This window comes from Pseudomonas sp. 9AZ, from assembly GCF_902506525.1.
Taxonomy (GTDB): Bacteria; Pseudomonadota; Gammaproteobacteria; order Pseudomonadales; family Pseudomonadaceae; genus Aquipseudomonas; species Aquipseudomonas peli.
Genome location: NZ_LR733840.1, coordinates 2,264,749 through 2,288,621, shown reverse-complemented (window position 1 = coordinate 2,288,621; position 23,873 = coordinate 2,264,749). Strand labels below are relative to the sequence as shown.

The 23,873-nt window shown below is 60.2% G+C and carries 15 protein-coding genes; 5 read left to right on the top strand and 10 right to left on the bottom strand.

Features of this window, described 5'->3' with window-relative positions; all coding sequences use genetic code 11:
* Positions 1 to 27: 27 nt before the first annotated feature.
* Positions 28 to 2,238, bottom strand: a complete 2,211-nt coding sequence (gene katG, locus ALTER154_RS10640) for a catalase/peroxidase HPI (RefSeq protein WP_160086877.1) — start codon at positions 2,236 to 2,238, stop codon at positions 28 to 30.
* A gap of 223 nt (positions 2,239 to 2,461) precedes the next feature.
* Between katG and ALTER154_RS10635 the strand changes: the two genes are divergently transcribed.
* Positions 2,462 to 2,653 (top strand): hypothetical protein, encoded by a 192-nt coding sequence (locus ALTER154_RS10635; protein ID WP_160086875.1) that lies wholly within the window; start codon positions 2,462 to 2,464, stop codon positions 2,651 to 2,653.
* A 34-nt stretch (positions 2,654 to 2,687) separates the two neighbouring features.
* Here the strand turns inward: ALTER154_RS10635 and ALTER154_RS10630 are convergent, their stop codons facing one another.
* Complete coding sequence (locus ALTER154_RS10630; protein WP_160086873.1) at positions 2,688 to 3,188, bottom strand: DUF1203 domain-containing protein; 501 nt, start codon at positions 3,186 to 3,188, stop codon at positions 2,688 to 2,690.
* Between the two features lie 157 nt (positions 3,189 to 3,345).
* Between ALTER154_RS10630 and ALTER154_RS10625 the strand changes: the two genes are divergently transcribed.
* From ALTER154_RS10625 to ALTER154_RS10610, 4 genes are all read left to right on the top strand, one after another.
* Entirely contained in the window at positions 3,346 to 3,750 is a 405-nt protein-coding gene (locus ALTER154_RS10625; RefSeq protein WP_160086871.1) for a hypothetical protein, read from the top strand.
* Positions 3,751 to 3,826: 76 nt separating this feature from the next.
* Entirely contained in the window at positions 3,827 to 4,327 is a 501-nt protein-coding gene (locus ALTER154_RS10620; RefSeq protein ID WP_160086869.1) for a disulfide bond formation protein B, read from the top strand.
* Between the two features lie 310 nt (positions 4,328 to 4,637).
* Complete coding sequence (locus ALTER154_RS10615) at positions 4,638 to 5,642, top strand: TRAP transporter substrate-binding protein (RefSeq protein WP_160086867.1); 1,005 nt, start codon at positions 4,638 to 4,640, stop codon at positions 5,640 to 5,642.
* A gap of 387 nt (positions 5,643 to 6,029) precedes the next feature.
* Positions 6,030 to 7,037 (top strand): DctP family TRAP transporter solute-binding subunit, encoded by a 1,008-nt coding sequence (locus ALTER154_RS10610; RefSeq protein ID WP_160086865.1) that lies wholly within the window; start codon positions 6,030 to 6,032, stop codon positions 7,035 to 7,037.
* Between the two features lie 50 nt (positions 7,038 to 7,087).
* Here the strand turns inward: ALTER154_RS10610 and ALTER154_RS10605 are convergent, their stop codons facing one another.
* The 8 genes from ALTER154_RS10605 to ALTER154_RS10570 form a co-directional block, all read right to left on the bottom strand.
* Positions 7,088 to 8,545, bottom strand: a complete 1,458-nt coding sequence (locus tag ALTER154_RS10605) for an efflux transporter outer membrane subunit (RefSeq protein WP_160086863.1) — start codon at positions 8,543 to 8,545, stop codon at positions 7,088 to 7,090.
* Complete coding sequence (locus tag ALTER154_RS10600; RefSeq protein WP_160086861.1) at positions 8,542 to 11,649, bottom strand: efflux RND transporter permease subunit; 3,108 nt, start codon at positions 11,647 to 11,649, stop codon at positions 8,542 to 8,544. Before ALTER154_RS10600 ends, ALTER154_RS10605 begins: the two co-directional genes overlap by 4 nt.
* Entirely contained in the window at positions 11,646 to 14,744 is a 3,099-nt protein-coding gene (locus ALTER154_RS10595) for an MdtB/MuxB family multidrug efflux RND transporter permease subunit (protein ID WP_160086859.1), read from the bottom strand. The genes ALTER154_RS10600 and ALTER154_RS10595 overlap by 4 nt, the downstream gene beginning before the upstream one ends.
* Positions 14,741 to 15,967, bottom strand: a complete 1,227-nt coding sequence (locus ALTER154_RS10590; protein ID WP_160086857.1) for an MdtA/MuxA family multidrug efflux RND transporter periplasmic adaptor subunit — start codon at positions 15,965 to 15,967, stop codon at positions 14,741 to 14,743. The genes ALTER154_RS10595 and ALTER154_RS10590 overlap by 4 nt, the downstream gene beginning before the upstream one ends.
* A 224-nt stretch (positions 15,968 to 16,191) precedes the next feature.
* Positions 16,192 to 16,692 carry a thiol peroxidase gene (tpx, locus tag ALTER154_RS10585; RefSeq protein ID WP_160086855.1) on the bottom strand — a complete coding sequence of 167 codons (501 nt, stop codon included), beginning with the start codon at positions 16,690 to 16,692 and terminating at the stop codon, positions 16,192 to 16,194.
* 143 nt (positions 16,693 to 16,835) lie between these two features.
* Positions 16,836 to 18,179, bottom strand: a complete 1,344-nt coding sequence (locus tag ALTER154_RS10580) for a sodium:alanine symporter family protein (protein WP_160086853.1) — start codon at positions 18,177 to 18,179, stop codon at positions 16,836 to 16,838.
* Between the two features lie 293 nt (positions 18,180 to 18,472).
* Positions 18,473 to 22,141, bottom strand: coding sequence for a translocation/assembly module TamB domain-containing protein (locus tag ALTER154_RS10575; protein WP_160086851.1), 3,669 nt, complete (start codon positions 22,139 to 22,141; stop codon positions 18,473 to 18,475).
* Positions 22,138 to 23,865 carry an autotransporter assembly complex family protein gene (locus ALTER154_RS10570; RefSeq protein WP_160086849.1) on the bottom strand — a complete coding sequence of 576 codons (1,728 nt, stop codon included), beginning with the start codon at positions 23,863 to 23,865 and terminating at the stop codon, positions 22,138 to 22,140. Before ALTER154_RS10570 ends, ALTER154_RS10575 begins: the two co-directional genes overlap by 4 nt.
* Between the last annotated feature and the right edge of the window lie 8 nt (positions 23,866 to 23,873).

Below are 23,873 nucleotides of genomic sequence, written 5' to 3'. Positions count from 1 at the left end.
CGGAGGTCGTTCAGACCTCAAGGCAGATCACTTGAGATCGAAACGATCCAGGTTCATCACCTTGGTCCAGGCAGCCACGAAGTCCTGCACAAACTTCGCGGGGGCATCGCTGGTGGCATACACCTCAGCCTGAGCGCGCAGCTGGGAATTGGAGCCGAACACCAGGTCAACCTGGGTGGCGGTCCATTTCAGGTCGCCGGTCTTACGGTCGCGGCCTTCCAGCACACCTTCGCTGGCAGACTTCTGCCACTTGGTGCCCATGTCGAGCAGGTTGACGAAGAAGTCATTACTCAGGGTTTCCGGACGCTTGGTGAACACGCCATGCTGGGCTGTGCCGGCATTGGCATTGAGCGCGCGCAGACCGCCAATCAGCACGGTCATCTCCGGTGACGTCAGTTCCAGCAGCTGCGCCTTATCGACCAGCAACTCGGCCGCAACGTTTTCGTAACCCTTGCGGGCGTAGTTACGGAAACCGTCGGCCTTGGGCTCTAGCACCGCGAAGGACTCGACATCGGTCTGATCCTGGGTGGCGTCAGTACGGCCTGGGGCAAACGGCACCACGGCATCCACACCGGCCTTCTTGGCAGCAGCTTCCACTGCGGCAGAACCGGCCAGAACGATCAGATCCGCCAGGGAGACTTTCTTACCGCCAGCAGCCGAGGCGTTGAAGTCTTTTTGGATGGTTTCCAACGCTGCCAGCACCTTGGCCAGTTCAGCCGGCTGGTTAACTTCCCAGTCCTTCTGCGGGGCAAGACGAATGCGCGCGCCGTTGGCACCACCACGCTTGTCGCTGCCACGGTAGGTGGAAGCTGACGCCCAGGCCGTATTGACCAGCTGAGCAATCGACAGGCCGGACGCCAGGACTTTGGCTTTGAGGCCAGCGATGTCCTGCGCGTCAACCAGCGCATGATTGACCGCCGGAACCGGGTCTTGCCAGATCAGTTCTTCCTGCGGCACCAGCGGGCCGAGGTAACGAGCACGCGGGCCCATGTCGCGGTGGGTCAATTTGAACCAGGCGCGGGCAAAAGCATCAGCGAATTCCTGCGGGTTCTGGTGGAAACGGCGAGAAATCTTCTCGTAAGCCGGGTCCATGCGCAGCGACAAATCCGCAGTGGTCATCATCGGCGGGTGTTTCTTCGCCGGGTCGTGGGCATCCGGGATCAAGTGCTCGGGTTTGACGTTTTTCGGTGTCCACTGATGGGCACCGGCCGGGCTCTTGGTCAGTTCCCACTCGTAACCGAAGAGCATGTCGAAATAGCCGTTATCCCAAGTGGTGGGGTTCGGTTTCCAAGCCCCTTCGATACCACTGGTGGTGGTGTGGACGCCTTTGCCAGTGCCTAGCTTGTTGATCCAGCCCAGACCTTGCTCTTCCAACGGCGCGGCTTCTGGCTCAGGACCAACCAGGGAAGGATCACCGGCGCCGTGGGCTTTACCGAAGGTGTGACCGCCGGCTACCAGCGCCACGGTTTCTTCGTCGTTCATCGCCATGCGGGCGAAGGTTTCGCGCACATCGCGGCCCGATGCCAGCGGGTCAGGATTACCGTCCGGGCCTTCCGGGTTAACGTAGATCAAGCCCATCTGCACGGCGGCCAACGGGTTTTCCAGCTCGCGATTACCGGTGTAGCGGCTGTGCGGTTTGTCGCTGGTGGCCAGCCACTCGGTTTCCGAACCCCAGTAGGTGTCTTCTTCCGGCTCCCAGATGTCCGGACGGCCGCCGGCAAAGCCGAAGGTTTTGAAACCCATGGATTCCAGCGCAACGTTACCAGCCAGAACGAACAGGTCAGCCCAGGACAGTTTACGGCCGTACTTCTGCTTGATTGGCCACAGCAGACGGCGGGCCTTGTCCAGGTTGCCGTTATCCGGCCAGCTGTTGAGAGGCGCAAAGCGTTGATTGCCAGTGCTCGCACCACCACGGCCATCGTGGATGCGGTAAGTGCCGGCAGCGTGCCAGGCCATACGGATCATCAGACCACCGTAATGCCCCCAGTCGGCTGGCCACCAGTCTTGCGAATCGGTCATCAACGCAGTGAGGTCTTTAATAACGGCATGCAGATCAAGCGTCTTGAATTCCTCGGCGTAATTGAAGCCTTCGCCCATGGGGTCGGACTTGGAGGAATGCTGATGAAGAATTTTCAGGCTGAGTTGGTTAGGCCACCAGTCGGCATTCTTTGGGGCGCCACCCGCCACAGTGTTGGTTCCGGTAGCACCCGAGAATGGGCATTTCGCATCATTTGACATGTCTCTCTCCTGTTGTTTTTCACCTAACGGGGTGGACTCAGCTTGGTAGCTGGACTGCGAACGAGCCAATAGGATTTGGGTATGACCTTTATAGTAGTCCGGGTATATGTCGCTGTGACTATAGAGTCAATGCCGCAAAACAGCTGATAAAGTAACGGCCATCGGCGTCCTATTGGCGCCTTGATAGATCGCATTTATCCCCTCCCCAATTGAGTGCCGATTCGTGGATGAGACCCGCCAAACACCTGATGCCAGCGACGCCGACGTGCTGGCTTTTATGCAGCGCCAACTGCGCTCTGGCCGAGTAAAAACCAGCGTATTGGTGAGCCTGACGCAAAAGGAATTTGCCGATGTCAGCCATGAGCGCATCGTGCAATGTTTCAATCAGCTGGATTCCACCTTGCTCAAACGCTAAGTGGCAGCCAACGCCGAACAGTCCCCTGTTTGACTTAACCCTCGCTTGCCCGCTCGACCCGACACTGGAAGCAGTTGAACTTGGAGCGGATATGCACGTAAGCCACTTGGCGATCGCTGAGAATCTGCTGACAAACTGCTGTTAATGATTTGCCGGGCACCACCTGACCGGTGTCGTAGCGAATCCAGTCGTCGCTGCCATAGCCACGCACAATTGCCGGTTCCAGAAACGCAAACCAGGCAGGCAATGTCGCCTGTTCATACCGTTCACAGGGTTGCTGATGCAGAAAGATCGGCCCGGTTTCGGCATAGGGTTGCAGAGCTGCAAAGGGCCGGTGAGCCAACACCAGCTTGGTTGCACCGGGTGTGATCAGGCTCAGACAATGCCGGCAAGGATTAGCCAGGCCTTCAGCTGGGCGCTGCACCGGTAACTGGCCGTTGGCATCCAGCCCGCCTTGCCAAATATGCATGGCCTCGGCATGGGCTATGCCGTGAACGCGTAGCGCAATGGGGGCGATATCAGTGGGTAGGGTCATTGCAACAACTCCTTGAGTGGGGTGTGCGACACACCTTAGGCAGCCGACGGGGTGCTCGCGATGCAATTCTGACTTTCAAATTTAAGGGCTTTGTTCAATGTCTGATGCGCCGTTATGCTCGCGGCGAACCAACCCGGTTCTGCAGGGAGCGTTAGCCATGCTTGGCAAATCATTAGTAACCCTCGGCATCGTGTTTTATGCCGTGGTGGTGCCGATTTTCGAGTTGAACGACTCGCACGTGTTTAACCCCAGCTGGGAGGCACATGCGCGTTTGCATGAGGTCTGGCAATTGGCGACCAATTGCGCGATTGGTGCGTTCTCGTTCTGGCTGGTGTGGTTTAAAGCCAACCTACGGCTGAGCAGCCTGATGACTTTCTTCGTCACCGGCGGGTTTCTCCTGGCCTATGCATTGCGTGGCAGCTATGGCGGTTCGATGGTGTTGTCCGATGGTTCGGAAAAAATGATCTTGGGCATCAACCTAGGCTTGTTTGCCTATACGCTGGCAATCATCCTTGCGCTGATGGCCCTGTATCTGGATCGTTCACACCGGCCTGCAACTTAAATTCGCGCCGAGTATCTGATGCCTCGGTCCAGTGTCTGCGTCAGTAAATGCGAACGCCCCCCTTCCGGAGATTCAGATGTCCCGCACACCCTCACTCAAGCCCTTACTTGCCCTGATTGCCTTCGCCTGCGTTGCCATGCTCGGCGGCGCTTTGCTGCTGCAGCACCTGGCCGGCTGGGAGCCGTGCACCTTGTGCATTCAGATTCGCCTGTGGCTGCTTTGTGGGGGTGCTCTCAGTTTGCTGATTCTGGTTGCAGAAGCCCTTGGCCTGCGCTGGCTGACCTTGCCGTTATGGCCGTTGCTGCTGGCTGCGGCGGGCATGGCGGTGTATGACAACACGCACTTGGTGCTGATCGAAACTGGCGTGCTGGAAAGCTCCAGTTGCTCGCCCTTCCCCTTCTATGCCTTTTACCTGCCGCTGCATGATTGGTTGCCCAGCGTGTTTATGAGTGCAGGTGTGTGCGGGGAGAACGACTACAGCATTCTCGGCCTGTCGTTTACGTACTGGACATTGCTCAGTGTTGCCTTGCTCTTGGCGCTGAGCCTGCTAGCTGCCTGGCGTGCAGTGCGCCGCTGACCCTTTAGCGCAAATCTTTTGCAGGTGGCGGTAAAACGCCACTCGCCCTCTTATAAGCGGATTTTTGCCGATTTTTGCCCGAAAATGGCGAGCTATCGCCACTCACTGTGCGTTTGATCACGCATGTTTTGTGGCTGAACCAGCCCTGCAGCCCTGCTGCTACTCTGGCATACGCATTGCGATATAGCCGGTGCTCTGCGCACAACAATTGAATGTGTCGCCGAATTAATCTGACACGAATGCCAGCCTGCTAAGCCCCATCCTGGCTCGCCGTCAGCACCACAACATAAGAACAACAGGACCATCCGCTATGTTGAAGTCGATCTGCGCCCTCGCCGCTGGCAGCCTGCTGCTGGCATCCACCACGCTTCACGCGGCAACCGACAAGGGGCCAATCGTGATCAAGTTTGCCCATGTGGTGGCAGACAACACCCCTAAAGGCCAAGGCGCATTGCTGTTCAAGAAACTGGCCGAGGAGCGACTGGGCGACAAGGTAAAAGTTGAGGTCTACCCCAACTCCAGCCTGTACGGCGATGCCAACGAGCTCGACGCATTGGCTAAAAACGAGGTGCAACTGCTGGCGCCGTCGCTGGCCAAGTTCGAGAAATACACCAAGCAATTGCAAGTGTTCGACCTGCCTTTCCTGTTCGATGACCTGGACGCCGTCAACCGCTTCCAGAAGCGCGCGAAAGGCCGCCAGTTGCTGCGCTCTATGGAAGACCACAACATTGTCGGCCTGGCCTATTGGCACAACGGCATGAAGCAACTTTCGGCAACCAAAGCGCTGCTGGTACCGGGTGACGCAGCCGGTTTGAAGTTCCGTATCCAGCCTTCATCGGTGCTTGAGGCGCAGTTCAACCAGCTCGGCGCCACGCCGCTGGTTATGCCATTTGCCGAAGTCTTCGACGCGCTGAAAAGCGGCAAAGTGCAGGGGGCGGAAAACCCCTGGTCAAACATTTACAGCAAGCAACTGCACACGGTGCAGCCGTTTATAACCGAGACCAACCATGGCGTACTCGACTACATGCTGGTGAGCAACCCACGTTTCTGGTACGGCATTCCGCACCAGATCCGCATGGAGCTTGAAGGCATCATCGACGAGGTGACCTACGAGGTGAACCGCCAGGCCGAGGCCGCTAACCAGGCCGACCGCGACCGCATCGCCGCAGCCACCGGCACGCAAGTTATCGCCCTTAACGATGAACAACGCGATGCCTGGCGCCAAGCCATGCAGCCGGTGTGGAAACAGTTCGAAGGGGTGATCGGCGCCGACATAATGAAGGCCGCACAAACGGTTAACCGCAACAAGCGTTAAGAGCCTGTTCACGATCTCGCGAGCTAGAGCTACACAAGGCGAAAACAGGTGAGGAAGCGGAGTTTACTGGTGTAAATGAGCACGACTCGTTTCACTCGCCCTGCGGGTCACGCTAAAGCGCGTTAGCCGCAAGCGGGCCGAGCCTGTTTTTAACGCAGTAGGGCCGACGCGCAGCAGATCGTGTGCTGGTTCTAAGACGTGCGCCATCGCACTCCACTGTCTCGCCATGTGCAGTAACCTCCGCGCCGCTCTAGCTAGCCCCTTCTACGTGCCCCAGGTTAATCACCCGGGGCGCTGGCAAAAAGCCGCTACGCTTTAACCTTCGTATAGCGCCTGATGATCCCGATTATTCAAGACTGCTCGCCTGCCTCAACCAAGGACTCTCCTATGTTCAAGTCGATTGCTGCTATAGCCATTGGCACCCTACTGTTCAGTGCATTCAACCTTTGCCACGCTCAAGAACAGGAGCCCATCCTGATCAAGTTTGCCCATGTCGCCGATGAGCACACGCCCAAGGGCCAGGGCGCTTTACTGTTCAAACAGTTGGTCGATCAGCGTCTGGCAGGCAAGGTCAACGTCGAGGTTTATCCGGCTTCCAGCTTATTTGGCGACAACAACGAGCTGCAGGCCTTGGCCAACAACGAGGTGCAATTGCTCGCACCGTCGCTGGCCAAGTTCGAGAAATACACCAAGCAGTTGCAGGTGTTCGATCTGCCCTTCCTGTTCGATGACCTAGAAGCCGTAACGCGCTTCCAGAAGCGCGCCAAAGGCCGTCAACTGCTGCGCTCCATGGAGACGCACAACATCATTGGCCTGGCGTATTGGCATAACGGTATGAAGCAACTCTCGGCGACTAAAGCGCTGCAGGTGCCCAGTGATGCGGTGGGTTTGAAGTTCCGCATTCAGCCTTCCAGCGTGCTGGAAGCGCAGTTCTATCAGATCGGTGCCGCGCCTTTGGCGATGCCTTTTGCCGAGGTCTTCGACGCGCTGCAAAACGGCAAGGTACAGGGCACCGAGAATGCCTGGTCGAACATCTACACCAAGCAGCTGCACACCCTGCAGCCGTTTATCACCGAGACCAACCATGGTGCGCTCGACTACATGCTGGTCAGTAACCAGCGCTTCTGGTTCTCCATCCCCCACAGTATTCGCAGTGAGCTGGAAGCCATAATCGATGAAGTGAGTTTTGAGGTGAACCGCCAATCCGAGGCCGCCAATCGCGCTGATCGCCAGCGTATTGAGGCCTCTGGCAGCAGCCAGATCATCAGCCTAAGTGACGAACAACGTGCAGCCTGGCGCACCGCCATGCAACCGGTTTGGCAGCAGTTTGAAGCTGAGATTGGCGCAGACATACTCAAGGCCGCGCAAACGGTTAACCGCAAATCCCGCGAATAACCATGCCCCTAAGTCTTAAGCGTCAATACGGCGGTTACCTGTACTGACGCTTAGGGCGCTTCTTGCTCCGACACTTCGAACTCATCCTGCCAACCACCACCCAGCGCCGCGATCAGCTGCACGCTGGCGGTCAGACGATTGCCCAGCAAGCTGAGGGTGGTGCGTTCATTGTTCAGCGCAGTGGCCTGCACACTGACCACGCTGTTGAAGTCCACTGTACCGGCGCGGTATTGGTTTTCGATCAGACGTAGGGATTCGCGGGCGGCATCCAGCGCTTCCTGCTGGATCACGGCTTCCTGTTGAAACACACGCAGTTGCACCAGGTAGTCCTCCACCTCACGGAAGCTGTCGAGCACCGATTGGCGGTATTGCGCCACGGTCTGGTCGTAGGCCGCTTCGCTGCGTTCCAGCTCGGCACTGCGCGCGCCGCCATCGAACAGGGTCAGCGCCAACTGCGGGCCGAGCGACCAGAAACGGTTGGGCAGATCGATCCAGTCGGCAAAGCTGCTACCACGGTAGCCGCCGCTGGCGGAAATGGTCAGATCTGGATACCAGGCGGCTTCGGCGACGCCAATCTCGGCGTTGGCGGCGATCACCCGGCGTTCCGCGGCAGCGACATCGGGACGGCGCTCCAGCAGTTGCGACGGCAAAGCCACGGGGATTGCTGGCAACGCGGGCAATTGCTCGCGTACGGCAATGCTCAGCTCGCTAGGCGGCACGCCGATCAGTACGGCAATCGCATGCTCCAGCTGCGCACGCTGCCATTTCAGGTCGATGGCCTGAGCCTGAGTGCTTTTCAACTGGGTCAGCGCCTGGCTGACATCGGATTTCGGCACGATGCCAGCGTTGTACTGGTTTTCCGTGAGTTTCAGCGAGCGTTCATAGGCCGCCACAGTGGCATCAAGTAGGCGTTGTTGATCATCCAGCACGCGCAGTTGCAGGTAGTTCTGCACCAGCTCGGCCTGCAAGCTGAGCTTCAGTGCCGCCAGGTCGGCAGCGCTGGCCTCATAGCTGGCGCGGCTGGACTCCAGCGAGCGGCGCAACTTGCCCCAGATATCCAGCTCCCAGGCGGCATTCAGGCCAAGTTCATAACTCTTGCTGACTCCCCCCGCGCTGCTTGTGGTGCTGACGCTACTGGTATTGGAACCGTTGCCCTGGCTGCTACGGGTAGCACCGGCACTGCTCGAGAGGCTAGGGTAGAACGCCGCACGCGCACCACGCACCAACGCACGGGCCTGGCGATATTGCGCCTCACTGGAGGCCAGATTCTGGTTGGAGATATTAAGCCTGTCGACCAGGGCATTCAGCTCACTGTCGGCATACAACTGCCACCAGCTGCCCCGCTCCAGCACATCACCGGGCTTGGCCTGGGTCCAGCCTTCAATCTGTTTGAACTGCACCGGGGTTTGCAGCTGCGGGCGTTGATAATCCGGGCCTATGGCACAGGCGCTCAGGGCCAGACTCAACGCCAGCAAGGTGGGTAAACGATAGGCAGCGAGGGCTTTCATAGCGGGGTTTCCAGGGCAGCGTCAGTGCGCACTCCGCGCCAGCGGTTGACCCGGTGGCGCAGGCGGTCGAAATACAGGTAGATCACCGGTGTGGTGTAGAGGGTCAGCAACTGGCTCAATACCAGCCCACCGACAATGGTGATGCCCAGCGGCTGGCGCATTTCCGAGCCTTCGGCGCTGCTCAGCATCAGCGGTAATGCGCCGAGAATCGCCGCCAGGGTGGTCATCATGATCGGTCGGAAACGCAGCAGGCATGCCTGGCGGATCGACTCGTGCGGGCTCATATGCTGCTGACGTTCAAGCTGCAGGGCCAGGTCGATCATCAGAATCGCGTTCTTTTTGACGATGCCGATCAGCAGGAACAGCCCCAACAATGAAATCAGGCTGAACTCGATGCTCATCAATTCCAACGCCAGCAATGCGCCGACGCCGGCCGATGGCAAGGTGGAGAGAATAGTCAGCGGGTGGATATAGCTCTCGTACAGTACGCCGAGGACGATATACACCACGACCAGGGCCATCAGGATCATCCATGGCTGATTCTGTTGCGTCTGCTGGAAGGCACCACCGGTACCACCCAGCATGCCTTGAACTTCCGTGGGTAACGCAATGCGCGCAATGGCCCGATCAATGGCCTGGCTGGCTTGATCCAAGCTGACCCCTTCGGCCAGGGAAAAACCGATATTTTCCACGGCAAACTGCCCTTGGTGGCTCACCCGGTCTTCTTCCAGGCTGCGCTCCCAGCGGGCAAAGCTGGACAAGGGCACCCGCGCGCCCTCGCTGGTAATCAGCTGAATCTGGTCGAGGGTTTCCGGGTACTCAGCGAACTTCGGATTGATCTCCATGACCACGCTGTATTGATTGAGGCTGTCGTAAATGGTCGACACCTGGCGCTGGCTAAAGGCGTTATTCAGCACAGCGGTGATCATGTTCATGTCCACGCCCAGGCGTTTGGCCACATCGCGGTCAACCACTAGACGAATCTGCTGAGTGCCTTCGGCCTCTTTGGCATCGATATCGGTCAGCTCTGGCAAGGCTCGCAACGCTTCACGTACGGGGGGCAACCAAGTGCGCAGGGCATCGAGGTCGCCTGACAGCAGCATGTACTCGTTTTCCGAGCTGCGCCCTTCTCGCCCGCCGATCTGCAGGTCCTGATCCGGCATCAGGAACATCCGCCCGCCCGGCACTTTCGGCACTGACTGGCGCAGGCGGTTGATTACCGCCTGGGCGTCGACCTTGCGCTCAGTAACTGGCTTCAAGCGCACAATCATAAAGGCGTTGTTGATGCCGCCACTGCCGCCAATAAACCCGGCCACGCTTTCTACTGCAGGATCGGCCAGCACGGCACGGCGATAAATCTCCATTTTCGGCTGCATCACCTGGAATGACAGACCGTCATCGCCGCGAATAAAGCCGATCAATTGGCCGGTGTCCTGCTGCGGCATAAAGGTTTTCGGCACGCTGACAAACAGGAAGATATTCAGCGCGATAGTGGCCAGCAGGCTGAACAACATCAGCAGCGAATGCTTGAGAGCCCAGTCCAGCCCACTTGCATAAAACGCCAGCACACGTGTCTGCACGGCCGCGCCCCAGCGTTGCATGATGCTGGGCGGGCGTTCAACGGTGTCGGCCTTGAGCCAGCGCGCACAGAGCATCGGCGTCAGCGTCAGCGACACCAGCAGGGAGATCACGATGGCCACGGCCAGGGTGATGGAAAACTCGCGGAACAGCCGCTCGACGATGCCGCCCATGAACAGGATCGAGATAAACACCGCGACCAGCGACAGGTTCATCGCCAGCAGGGTGAAGCCTACCTCGCGCGCGCCCTTGAACGCCGCCACCATGGGCGTTTCACCGGCCTCGATATGCCGCGAAATGTTTTCCAAAACGACGATGGCGTCGTCCACCACTAGGCCGGTGGCGATAATCAGCGCCATCAGTGACAGGTTGTTCAGGGAGAAATCCAGCAGGTACATCACCGCAAACGTGCCGACCAGCGACACCGGCACGGCCAGGGCCGGAATCAGCGCTGCGCGCCAACGGCCAAGGAAGGCGAACACCACCAGTATCACCAACACCACGGCGATCAGCAGGGTTTGCTCGGCCTCATGCAGGGTGGCGCGAATCACTGGCGAGCGGTCCATCGCCACTTCCAACTCGATACTGGCGGGGATCACCGCGCGCAAGGCCGGCAACTGCTCGCGAATGCCAGCAATGGTTTCAATGATATTGGCTCCGGTCTGCCGGTTGATGACCAGCAGCACCGCCTGCTCATCGTTGAAGAAACCGCTGTTGTAGCGGTCCTCGACACCATCGGTGACGCTCGCGACATCGCCCAGTCGCACGGCTGCGCCGTCCTGGTAGCGAATGATCAGCGGCAGGTAATCGGCGGCTTTCTCCAGCTGATCGCTGGCCTGTACTTGCCAGTGCCGCTCGGCATCTTCCACCGCACCTTTCGGCCGTTTGGCGTTGGCCGCGCTGATGCTCTGGCGCACGTCATCCAGGGCGATGCCGTACTGATCGAGCAAGCGTGGCTCCAGCGCCACACGCACGGCAGGCAAGGAACTGCCGCCGATCTGCACTTCACCCACACCGGTGACCTGGGCGAGCTTCTGCGCCAGGATGGTCGAAGCCACGTCATACAGCTGGCCCTTGTTGAGCACGTCGCTGGTCAGCGACAGCACCATGATCGGCGCTTGCGACGGGTTGATCTTGGCGTAGGTCGGCATGCTACGCATGCCACTGGGCAGCAGCTCGCGTGAGGCATTGATGGCCGCTTGCACTTCGCGGGCGGCGGCGTTGATGTCCCGATCCAGGTCAAACTGGATCATGATCCGCGTGCTGCCCTGGCTGCTGCGGCTGTTCATCTGGCTGATGCCAGCAATGGTGCCGAGTGAGCGTTCCAGCGGTGTGGCCACACTCGACGCCATGATCTGCGGGCTGGCCCCGGGCAGGCTCGCCTGCACGGTGATCGTGGGGAAATCCATCTGCGGCAGCGGCGCGACCGGCAGCAAACCAAAGCTGACGCCGCCGAGCAGCAGAATCGCCAGGCTCAGCAGCAAGGTCGCCACCGGCCGGCGGATAAAGGGCGCAGAGAGGTTCATCGGCTGACCACTAGCCCTGCCGCGCTACGGCCGCTAATGCGCCGCGACAGGCGATCGAAGTACAGGTAAATCACCGGTGTGGTGAACAACGTAAGGATCTGGCTTAGCAGCAAACCGCCGACCATCACCAGGCCCAGCGGTTGACGCAGTTCAGCGCCGGAGCCGGTGGCCAGCATCAGTGGAATCGCGCCAAACAGCGCAGCCAAGGTGGTCATCAGAATCGGCCGAAAGCGCAGCAGCGCCGCCTGGTAGATCGCCGCTTCCGGCTGCATGCCCTGGTTGCGTTCGGCGTCTAGGGCGAAGTCGATCATCATGATCGCGTTCTTCTTGACGATGCCGATCAGCAGAATGATGCCGATGATCGCAATCAGCCCCAGCTCGTTGCCGCTGATCAGCAACGCCAGCAGCGCGCCAACCCCCGCCGAGGGCAAGGTGGAGAGAATGGTGATCGGGTGGATGTAGCTCTCGTAAAGCACGCCAAGCACGATGTACATGGTGACGATGGCCGCGAGAATCAGCAGCAAGGTGCTCGACAAGGACGCACGAAAGGCTTCTGCAGCGCCCTGGAAGCGCGTCTGTACCGCCGGCGGAATGCCGATCTGCTGTTCGACCCGCTCGATCACTGCCACCGCCTCGCCCAGCGATACACCGCTGGCCAGGTTGAATGACAGCGTGGCGGCCGGGAATTGGCCGATGTGGTTGATCAACAGGCTGGCGGCGCGTTCCTCGACTTGGGCCAGGGTCGACAGCGCGACCTGCTGGCCGTCGGCGGCCTTGACGTGAATCTGCCGCAACGCCGCCGGGCCAATGCTGCCGGCGTTCTCACTCTCCAGCACAACACGGTACTGGCTGGACTGGGTGTAGATGGTGGATATCTGCCTCTGACCGAAGGCGTCGTAGAGTGCGTTGTCGATATCGGCAATGCTCACGCCAAGGCGCCCTGCCATATCGCGGTCGATCTGCAGAAACACCTGCAGCCCACGGTTCTGCAGGTCGCTGGCCACGTCAGTCAGCTCCGGCTGCTCGCGCAGCGCACTGACCAGCTTGGGCACCCACTCTTCCAGCAGGCTGATATCCGGCGACTCCATGCTGAACTGGAACTGCGTGCGACTGACCCGATCCTCGATGGAAAGGTCCTGCACCGGCTGCAGATACAGCTCAATGCCAGGAATCCGCGCCAGTTCCGGGCGCAGCCGTTCGATAATCTGGCTGGCGCTGACATCGCGCTCGGCCCGTGGCGTCAGGTTGATCAGCAGGCGCCCGCTATTGAGTGTTGGATTGTCACCGTCCACGCCGATGTAGGACGACAGGCTGGCCACGGCCGGGTCCTGCAGTATCACTTCGGCCAGGCGTTGCTGACGCTCGCTCATGGCGCGGAAGGAAATCGACTGCGGCGCCTCGGAAATGCCTTGGATCACCCCGGTGTCCTGCACCGGGAAAAAGCCTTTGGGCACGACGAGGTAGAGCACTACGGTCAACGCCAGCGTGCCGATGGCTACCAGCAGGGTCAGCGGCTGATGCTTGAGCACCCAGGTCAGCCATACGCCGTAACGGGCGATCATGCCGTCGATTACCGCTCCAGCGGCGCGGTAGAAACGCCCTTCTTCCTCGGGCTTTTCCGCCTTGAGCAAGCGCGCGCACATCATCGGCGTCAGGGTCAGCGATACCACCAGGGAAATCAGAATGGCTACCGCCAGGGTGATGGCAAATTCGCGGAACAAGCGCCCCACCACATCGGCCATAAACAGCAGCGGAATCAGCACGGCAATCAAGGAAATAGTCAGCGACACCAGGGTAAAGCCGATTTGTTTGGCGCCTTTGAGCGCCGCATTTAGCGGCGTTTCGCCCTCTTCCAGGTGGCGGGCGATGTTCTCCAGCATGACGATGGCATCGTCCACCACAAAGCCGGTGGCGATGGTCAGCGCCATCAGCGTCAAGTTGTTGATGGTGAAACCGGCCAGGTACATCACACCAAAGGTGCCGATCAACGACAGTGGCACGACGATGGACGGGATGATGGTCGCCGACACCTTGCGCAAAAACAGGAAGGTCACCAGCACCACCAGGGCAATGGCCAGCAGCAATTCATGCTGCACACCCTTGACCGCTGCCCGGATGGTTTCGGTACGGTCGGTCAGTACGCTGACTTCCACGCTGGCCGGCAGGCCCTGGGTCAGATGGGGCAAAAGCGTCTGAATGCGGTCGACCACATCAATCACGTTGGCTCCGGGCTGGCGTTGCACGTTGACCAGCACCGCCTCATTACGGTTGGCCCAGGCGGCCAGGCGCAGGTTTTCCGCGCCGTCGATAATCTCGGCGACATCTTTAAGGCGCAGCGTGGCGCCGTCCTTGTACCCGAGGATCAACTCGCGGTATTCGTCGACGGATTTCAGCTGATCGTTGGCATCCAGCTGCGACACACGCGTCGGGCCGTCGAAGTTGCCCTTGGGCTGATTGACGTTGCTGGCGGTGATCAGCGTACGCACATCGCTGAGGTTCAAGCCATAGGAAGCCAGCGCTTCCGGGTTAACCCGCAATCGCACGGCCGGGCGTTGCCCACCGGCCAAGCTGACCAAGCCAACACCGCTGGTTTGCGCGAGCTTTTGCGCCAGGCGGGTATCGACCAGGTCAAACACCTGCGGCAGCGGCAAAGTGTTCGAGCGGATGGCCAGGGTCAGTATCGGTGTGTCGGCCGGGTTGACCTTGTTGTACACCGGCGGCGCGGGTAAATCGTCGGGCAGCAGATTGCTTGCGCCATTGATCGCGGCCTGCACTTCCTGTTCGGCGACATCCAGCTTCACTTCCAGGTTAAAACGCAGGGTGATTACCGAGGCGCCGCCGGAGCTGGTCGAGGACATCTGTTTCAGTCCGGCCATCTGACCGAACTGACGCTCCAGCGGCGCAGTGACTGCACTGGTCATCACATCCGGGCTGGCGCCGGGATAGAGGGTCATTACCCGGATGGTCGGGTAATCCACTTCCGGCAGCGCCGAGACGGGCAGCAATCGGTAGGCAATCAGACCGCTCAGGAAGATCGCCAGCATGATCAGCGTGGTGGCGACCGGGCGCAGGATAAACAGGCGAGAGGCGTTCATTGGGCGCGCGGTGCTCGTTTGCCTTCAGGCGTTGCCGGCGCGGTCTGGGCGGCGGCCGGTGTGTCGCCAATCACCTCAACCTTGTTGCCGGAGCGCAAACGGTCAGTGCCTTCAAGCACCAGGCGATCCCCGGCCTTGAGCCCCTGCTCGACCACACTGAGCTGGCCGTCACTGGCGCCAACGCTGATCGGCGTCAGCTGCACCTTGTCTTCAGCGTCCACCACATAGGCGAAGGTGCCGCTGGCGCCGAACTGCAGTGCGGCGGCCGGCATAAGGGTGACGTTTTGCAGGGTTTTCACCCGCAGGCGCACGTTGACGAACTGGTTGGGGAACAGCATTTCTTCGGCGTTGGCGAAACGCGCTTTGAGCTTGACCGTACCAGTGGCGGTATCGATCAGGTTGTCGACGCTCTCCAGCTCGCCTTCGGCCAATTTGAGTTTTTCACTGCGGTCCCAGGCCTCGACCGCGAGGGTTTCGCCTGCGCGCAGCTGCTGCACCACCGCCGGCAACTCGGCTTCGGGCAGGGTGAACATCACGGCAATCGGCAGGGTTTGGGTAATCACCACCAGAGGCAGTGCATCGCCACTGCTGACCAAGTTGCCCACGTCAGCCTGACGGATACCCAGGCGACCGGTAATCGGTGCACGAATCTGGGTGAACTCCAGGTTCAGCCGCGCGGTGGCGACATCCGCTTGCAGGCTCTTGATCCCGCCCCGGTACTGGTTGACCAGAGATTCCTGAGTGTCGAGGGTCTGTTTGGCAATCGAATCTTCGGCGTACAGACCGCGGTAACGCGCCAGGTCCAACTCGGCATTGCGCAGTTGCGCTTGGCTTTCCTGCAAGGCGCCCTGGGCCTGCTGCAAGGCGATTTCATAAGAGCGCGGATCGATAACCGCTAGCAAGTCGCCGGCGTTGACCTGTTGGCCGTCCTTAAACAGCAGCTTGACTAGCTCACCTTCGACCCGGCCGCGCACATTCACCGTGTTATAGGCGGTGACGGTACCCAAGGCCTTGAGCTCAACCGGGAAATCACCTTGCGTCACGTTGGCAACACGCACGGGCACCGGCCCACCATCGCGCCACGGCCCACCCCGTGCGGGCGCCTCCGGCGGGCTGGGCCAGAACCACCACAACAGTAAGGCAAGAACTACCAGCGCAAGCGAGCCGACCAGCCATTGGCGCGACAGGTTACGAGGACGGGTGGTGAGCTGTGTATCAGGCATGGCGACAATCACTTCCTTGGGGAGCGTGAACGATATTCACTATCAGCCACCCTGCAAAGCCTCTTTACCGCCTATTTACCTTTTCCTTACGTAACTAAATGTCTGATCCGAATAGAAAATTGCCGGAACAGTAGTAAACGCTGCGAGGCGATGGCCCGTAAGTGATGGCAGGCAGAAATAAAAACGGCCTGCAAAGCAGGCCGTTGGCACAACGTAAACAGCTGTTACTGAAGCGCAGCCATCGCAGCGGCGTAGTTCGGCTCGTCAGCAATTTCGCCAACCAGCTCGCTGTGCAGCACCTTGTCGTTTTCATCCAGCACCACCACAGCGCGGGCAGCAACACCCACCAGCGGACCGCTGGCGATGGCCACACCGTAGTTCTGCAGGAAGTCAGCACCACGCATGGTCGAAAGGTTGATCACGTTTTCCAGACCTTCAGCACCGCAGAAACGCGCCTGAGCAAATGGCAGGTCAGTGGAAATGCACAGCACCACGGTGTTGGCCAGCTTGCTGGCACCGGCGTTGAACGTACGCACGGAGGTGGCGCAGGTTGGGGTATCAACACTTGGGAAAATGTTCAGGACTTTGCGCTTGCCGGCCAGGCTGGCCAGGCTCACGTCGCTCAGGTCGCCGGCAACCAGGCTAAACGCCGGCGCTTGCTGACCAACCTGCGGCAGTTGACCGGTAACTTCAACCGGGGAACCTTTGAGGGTGACTTGTGCCATTGGAAACGATCCTTATCAGTGGATTTGAGGGGCGGTGAACAAGTAAGGGCGCGAACCGGCCAAATGGCAAGCACGCGCCCCTGCAAAGAGGGCAAGCAGAGCTGACCGTTGAGTCAGACTACCCTGCGCGCCCAGGCGACACATCAATTTTTTGCGAAGTGATCCTTGGTCAGCTTGACCACGATCGGACTGAGCAACAGCAGCGACAACAGGTTAGGAATCGCCATCAGACCGTTGAGGGTATCGGCCACCAGCCAAGCGAAGTCCAGCTGGGCAATCGCACCGAACGGCACGGCTACCACCCAGAGAATGCGGAACGGCAGGATCGACTTGGTGCCGACCATGTATTCCCAGCACTTCTCACCGAAGTAGCTCCAGCCGAGGATGGTGGTAAAAGCAAACACCACCAGGGCCAACGTCAGGATATAACCGCCGACGCCTGGCATCGCCTGTTCGAAAGCTGCTGCCGACAGCGCTGCACCGCTGGCACCGCTGGTCCACACGCCGGAGGTGATGATCGCCAGGCCAGTCATCGAGCAGATGATGATGGTGTCGATGAAGGTCCCGAGCATGCCGATCATCCCCGAACGTACCGGGCTGTTGGTGGTGCCAGCCGCCTGAGCGATACCTGCAGTACCCAGACCTGCTTCGTTGGAGAAAATACCGCGCGCCACACCGAAGCGAATCGCCGCCATCACCGCCGCACCGGCAAAACCACCGGTAGCAGCTATAGGGGTAAAAGCGTAGGTGAAGATCATTTCAAAGGCTTTGGGGATTTCCGATGCATTGACCACCAACACCACCATGGCGGCGATGATGTAGGCCACGCACATAAAGGGCACCAGGGTCGCTGCGACCTTACCGATACGCTTGATGCCGCCGAGGATCACCATGCCGACAATCACCATGGTCACCACACCGGTAACCCACAGCGGAATGTTGAAGGTGGTCTGCAGGGCTGCAGCCATGCTGTTGACCTGCACCATATTGCCGATGCCGAAACCGGCAAAGCCGCCGAAGATGGCGAACGCGGTACCCAGCCACAGCCACTTCTTGCCCAGGCCATTCTTGATCGCGTACATCGGACCGCCGACGTGCTCGCCGCGCTCATCCTTCTCGCGGTAATGCACCGCCAGCACCACTTCGCAGTACTTAGTGGCCATACCGACCAGTGCGGTACACCACATCCAGAACAATGCACCCGGGCCGCCGAGGAAAATCGCGGTGGCCACACCGGCGATATTGCCGGTACCGACAGTGGCGGCCAGGCAGGTCATCAGGGCCTGGAACGGGCTGATTTCACCGCTCTCGGCATCACCTTTCTGACGGCCTTGCCACATCAGTTTGAAGCCCGCGCCGATCTTGCTCAGCGGCATAAATTTCAGGCGCAACATGAGGAACAGACCGGTGCCGAGAATCAGCACCAGCATGGGCGGGCCCCAGACCACGCCATTGAGTTGATTGACCAGGGTGTTGACGAATTCCATGCTCATTTCCTTATTCTTGTAGTGAACGCGAGGTGGGTAGCCTTCGCTTGTCCGATTGCCGGGTAGGCCAAACTGATGAGCAGAACGCGAACCGGGTTGGCGCGCCTGCAAACAGCGGATCGGGCTATACCAGCCAGCACAACGACTGCCCGGTATCAGCGGCGGTCAGTATATGAAGACTGTGATAGTGGTTTTCACTGTTTAGATTTCAACGCTCAGACGTTTTGAGCGAGGGGCGCAATTTAAACGCGAATTAACAGGCTTAATCCAGCGTCCTCCCGCAGAAACATGGCCTAGAAATCGCGCCGATAGAACAAATCCAGAGAGCTCGCCAACCCGCTGGCAGCCTCTAGGTAGAGCCGTCGGCTCAGTTCATAGCGCAACGCAATGGTATTCGCCGGTTCGAACACCCCCACGCCGTAGCGCAGGCTCAACCGCTCCGAGAGATTGCCGCTGGCGACCACGCTGGTGGTTACCCCAGAACCCTGGGTATCGAGTTGAAAATCACTGATACCCAAGCCCTGCGCCAGGTTATTGACCAACGGTGCACTGCCGGCCATCCCCAGGGCCAGCGCAGCTTGTGCCAGCATCGTATTGTCACCACCACCCTGCCCCAGTGGCCGCCCCATAACCAGGTAAGACAACGCCTGCTCCTGACTCATGGCCGGTTCGGAAAACACCGTACTGGTCGGTTGCGCGGCATTGCCACTGAGGCGTAAACCAGCCGTCACGCCATCTACCTGGCGCACAGCCTCGATATCAAGAAATGGCTGATCAATCGGCCCGGCGAACAGCAGGCGTGCGCGGCGTACATTCAGTCGCTGGCCGTAGGCGCGGAAACGGCCCTTGTTCAGGCTCAGCTCACCGCGTGTATCCAGGTCATTGCCAATGTGTACGCGCCCCAGCAGCTCGGCATCCAGTCCAAAGCCGCTGAAGGTGAGGCGCTGTTGACCCACTTCAACGTCAACATCCATGGCGATGGCCGTCGCCTGCTGCTGCGGGCTGTCGCGCCCTACTACTTGGGCGTCACTGGACACCTGTACCGTCGAGGGCGGCAACTCGCGCACCTCAATCTTGCCGCTGGGGATCAGGACCTTGCCGGCCAGCGACAGCTGCTCATCACGCAGGCTTAAACGCAGATCCGGTTCGACCTCCAGCGCGGCATAGGGCTCAACAGTGACCGGTAGACGACTGCCTCGCAGCTGCATGTTCGCCACCAGCCCATCGGCCCAGCTCAGCTCGCCATTCAGACTGCCCTGCCCTTGCTCACCGCTGCGCCAATCGCCCTCCAGCAGCAACCGCTCGCCTGCGATCTGCGCCTGCAGTTGCAGCTGCTCGATGTTCATCGGCAGTTCAGCGCCGCTTATTTCGCCATTCAGCACGCGCAGGTTGCCATTGATCTGCGGTGCCAACAGCCCGCCCGACAATGTGCCCGCGCCATTCAGTTGCCCAGCGATACGCTCGACCATCGGCACAAACGGACGCGCCAGGGCCAGGTCCAGACCATTGAGGCGGAAGCTGCCAGACAACGGCTTGCTCGCCGGACGCGGATCCAGTTGAGCCTGCAGCGACAGCTCGCCAATGGTTGGGCCACGCAGCTCCAGCAGGCTATCGATGCGCTGCGGGCGCAACTGTGTACTCAGGCGCAGGCTGTCGTAGGCAAACTCCAGCCACTGCTGCTGATCACGAATGCGCCAGATGCCCCTGCCGGCATCCAGTTCCAGGCTGCCATTCGGACCGCTGGCCGGCATATCGAGCTGCAGCCGACCATTGAGCTCACCCTGCCAGCTGAAATCCTTCGGCCACAGCGCCGCCAAGCTCTCCATGGGGAAGTTGCTCAGCTGGTAGTTGAGCTTGGGCTGCGGCAGCAGGCGCTGCTCCGTGCCGCACAGACTGGCCTCGCCAGAACGCCAGCAATGCGCGCCCAGGCTGAGCTGCCCATTGGCCAGCCGCACCAGCGTGGCCGGCTGTTGCAGGCGCCAATCCTGGCCACCGCTTTGCACCTCGCCACTACTCAGGCTGCCGCGCCAGTTACCCTTGTCCAGCTTGCCGGCCAGGGCCAGTTGGCTTTGCAATAAGGGACCTTGCAGGTGCAGCTCAAGACTTTGCTGCTGCTGATCACCGGCGGCAGTGACATCCAGGCGCCCTAACTCCGTTTCGCCCAGTTGAATACCCAATGCCTCCAGGGTGATTCGGCCACGCTGGGCGCTGCTCAGGCTGGCATCGAGTTTGAGCTGTTGCAGACGTTGATCGTCATAGGCCAGGCGCTGACCTTGCAGCTGCAACTGGCCCTGGGGGGCTTGCAGGTTGCCGGCCAGATCCAGCTGGCCATTGAGCTGCCCCTGTAAACCCGGCCACAGCTGACCCAGCCGCGGCATCGCCAGCAATAACTGGCCGCTCAGATGTTGCCGCAAGGCGGCCTTGCCACTGATGCGGTTATCACCCAGACGCACATCCAGGGCACTCAGCTCGCCCTGCTCCAGACCGCCGGCAAACTTCGCCAGCAGCTTGGCCGGCTGACCACGCAGGCGGCCGGTGAGGTCGATGTCGGCGTTAAGGTTAAGCTGCTGATTGATCAAGCTGCCTGAGCTGTTCAAGGGGCCCGCCAGGCTGCCGGGTAACTCGGCCAGCCAGTAAGCCGGATCAAGCTGACTCAACTGCAGGCGCACATCCCAACTCAGCGGCTCGGCAAAACCCAAGCTGACCTGGCCTTCGGCGCGGCCTTGTCCGGCCTGCATACGCAGCTCTGGCAGATACAGCTTCTGTAGATCGCCACTCAGCGGGCTTTGCAGGCTAAACGCGCCGGCCGGTCCATCCAGCTCGGCAGCGAAATGCCCGAGGTAGTTGCCATTCTGATAAGCCAGCTCGCCATTAAGCACCCGCAACGCCACAGGCGCTGGCTCGTCCAGCGAATAAAGGCGCTGCCAGGGGAAGCTCTGCCAGTTGAAGCGGCTATCCAGGCTCAGACCTTGCTGCCAGTTCAGCTCGCCGCTGAGCTGTACCTGCTGCTCCGGTTCGGCGGTCAAGCTCAGGTTGCTGATGGCCGCGCCTTCAGCCTTGAGCAGCCCCGCCAGCGCCATAGCAATAGGCCCTTCAGTTGCTGGCAGGCTGGCACTGCCGATGATCTGATAGCCAGCCTGCAAATCGCCCTGGGCATTGAGCTCAACCTGCTCAAGGTTAAGGGTGTCGGGCAGCTCAGCGCTAGCTTTGAAGCTGGCGACCTGCAAACGCAGTTGCGCCGGCAGGTGCTCAGCCAATGGTTGCAGCCAGCCAGTCAGCTCACCTTGCAGATAGCCGCTGCTGCTGGCTGTCAGTTGCACGCGCTCGCGCAGTTCACCCTTGAGCTGCAGCGCCACCGGCCAGGCCTGTTGCTCGGGTGCTGGCAGTTGCAGTTGTCCGCTCAGTTGCAGCGGCCAGTTGCCTGAGGTTTGCAGCTGGCCCTGCACCGCCAGCTGCAGATCGGCGGTAGCCAGGCTGAGGCTGTCAATCTGAATACCCTTTGCAGTCCAGCGTGCAGCCAACTGCAAGCCTTGCAACTGTTCGACGCCATTAAGCTGCAGGCTGTCGATCTGCACCTGCCCCAGTTGCAACGCCAGCGGCAGGCTCAGGTCCGGCAGACTGAACGGCTGCCTGCTGGGCTGTTCATCGTCAGGGAAGACCAAGCTGATCGGCCCGCTGCGCAGTTGCTCGATACACAACGTCAGGCGTAACAGGCAGGTAGGCGACCAATCCAGGCTAGGCGCCATTACCTGCACGCTATTCTCGCCTTGTTGCCAGCGCAGCTGTGTCGCGCTCCAGCTACCGCCGAGGCGGCCATCGAAGTCGTCCACCTGCAAGCCCGGCACCTGCGCCAATAACCAGCGGCTGCCGCCCTGGGTGCCCAGTAGCAAGCTCAGGCTGATGGCCAGCACCAGCAGCAGGCCCAGCAGACTGAACAGCCCATAACGAAACCAGCGCTTCACAGTTCCGGCCCCATGGAAAAATGCAGGCGCACGCCGCCCTGGTCATCCAATGGATGCGCCAGATCCAGGCGCAACGGTCCGAGTGGTGATACCCAACGCACGCCCAGACCCACGGCACTTTTCAGCGACGGAAGCTGCAGCGAGTCAAAGGTATTGCCCTGATCGAAGAAGCTCGCCAAGCGCCAGCGCTCAGTCAGGCTGTATTGGTATTCCAGGCTGCTGGTAAAGAGGTAGCGCCCACCGATCTTGTCGCCGGCGCGGTTTTCCGGCGACAGGCTCTGGTAGTCATAGCCGCGCACGCTCTGGTCACCACCCGCGAAGAAGCGCAGGGACGGAGGCACCTTGGCAAACCCATCGGATTCAGTGCCACCCACCTGCACCCGCCCCAGCAGTCGATGGCGCTTGAGTACGGTGGTCAGACCCTTGAGTTGGATATTGCCGTGCAGCACATTGGCATCGGACAACAACCCCTTGGCCGCGCCGGACAGATCAAACTGCAGGCGGTAGCCGTGGTTGGGGTCGATCTGGTTATCACTCTGCAGGTAGGAATAACTCAGGCCTGGCATCAGCAGCGTGCTGGTCCCCGCGTCATCGCCCAGGTCGTACTCTTCGTGCTGCCATTTCAGCGACAACACGCGCTGCCAGCCGCTGTCGAGTTTGCTGTGCCATTCCGGGCCAAAGGTCAGCAGACGGCTGCTGCTGTCGGTATTGGCCAGGTCTTCGGCCTGATAGCCTCCGGCCACACGCAATTTATCGGTCAGCGGCGGATCGAGCGGCACGTCATACCACAGGCCAACATTCTGCCGCGGCGCCGACAGTTCGAACTCTGCGCCATAGCTATGCCCTTGCGGATTGGCCCAGTGCCGCGTCCAGTTGGCCCGGCCACGCGGCCCCACGTCGGTGGAAAAACCCAAGCCCAGGCCCATACTGCGTGGCTTGCGCGCCTGCAATTGAACCTGCACAGGGATCTGTTCACCACTGGCAGTACCGGGGTTGGCATCCAACTGCACCGACTCGAAATAACCACTGGAGCGCAGCGCCTGATACAGCTCGGCAATCAGTGCCGAGTCATAGGGCGTATCCGCCGGGAACGGCACCATGCGCTGCAGCAATTGCTCATCAAAGGGCGTATCGCCGACAAAACTCACCGCGCCCAGTTGATAGCGCGGGCCGCTGAGATAGATCAGTTCGATATCGGCAACCCCGGCCTCGGGGTCGATTGTGAGTTTTTGACGACTAAAGCGCCCGGCGAAGAAGCCATAACGCGAGGCCTGATTCTGAATTTCGCGTTTCGCGGCGTCGTACTGTCCGTGGTTAAGTTGTGCCCCACTACGCAATTGCGGGTCATTGGGCGTACGAAAGGCTCGCAGTTGCGCCGCTGGGCCTTCGACGCGCACCACCACATCACGCAAACGCACCGGTTCACCCGGCTGAATGCGTACGGTCAGGCGCGGTGTTGCGCCCTCGTTGACTTCAGTCGTGATCTGCGCCTGGTAGAAGCCCAGCGCCTGGGCGGCTTTCTCTGCCTGGTTTTCGGCGACCCGACGAAAGCGCTGCAAGGCTTCAGCATCACGCTCACCCAAGCTGCCGATGTAGCCCTCGATATTGCTTTTCAGCGCGCTGTTGGCCGGCTCAACCCGCACACGCAACTGTGCTTCGGCCAGGGCCGTAGCACTCAGCAGCAGAAGAAACAGCGCGGTGAAAAGGTGGAGAGAAACAGGCATGAGGGCGA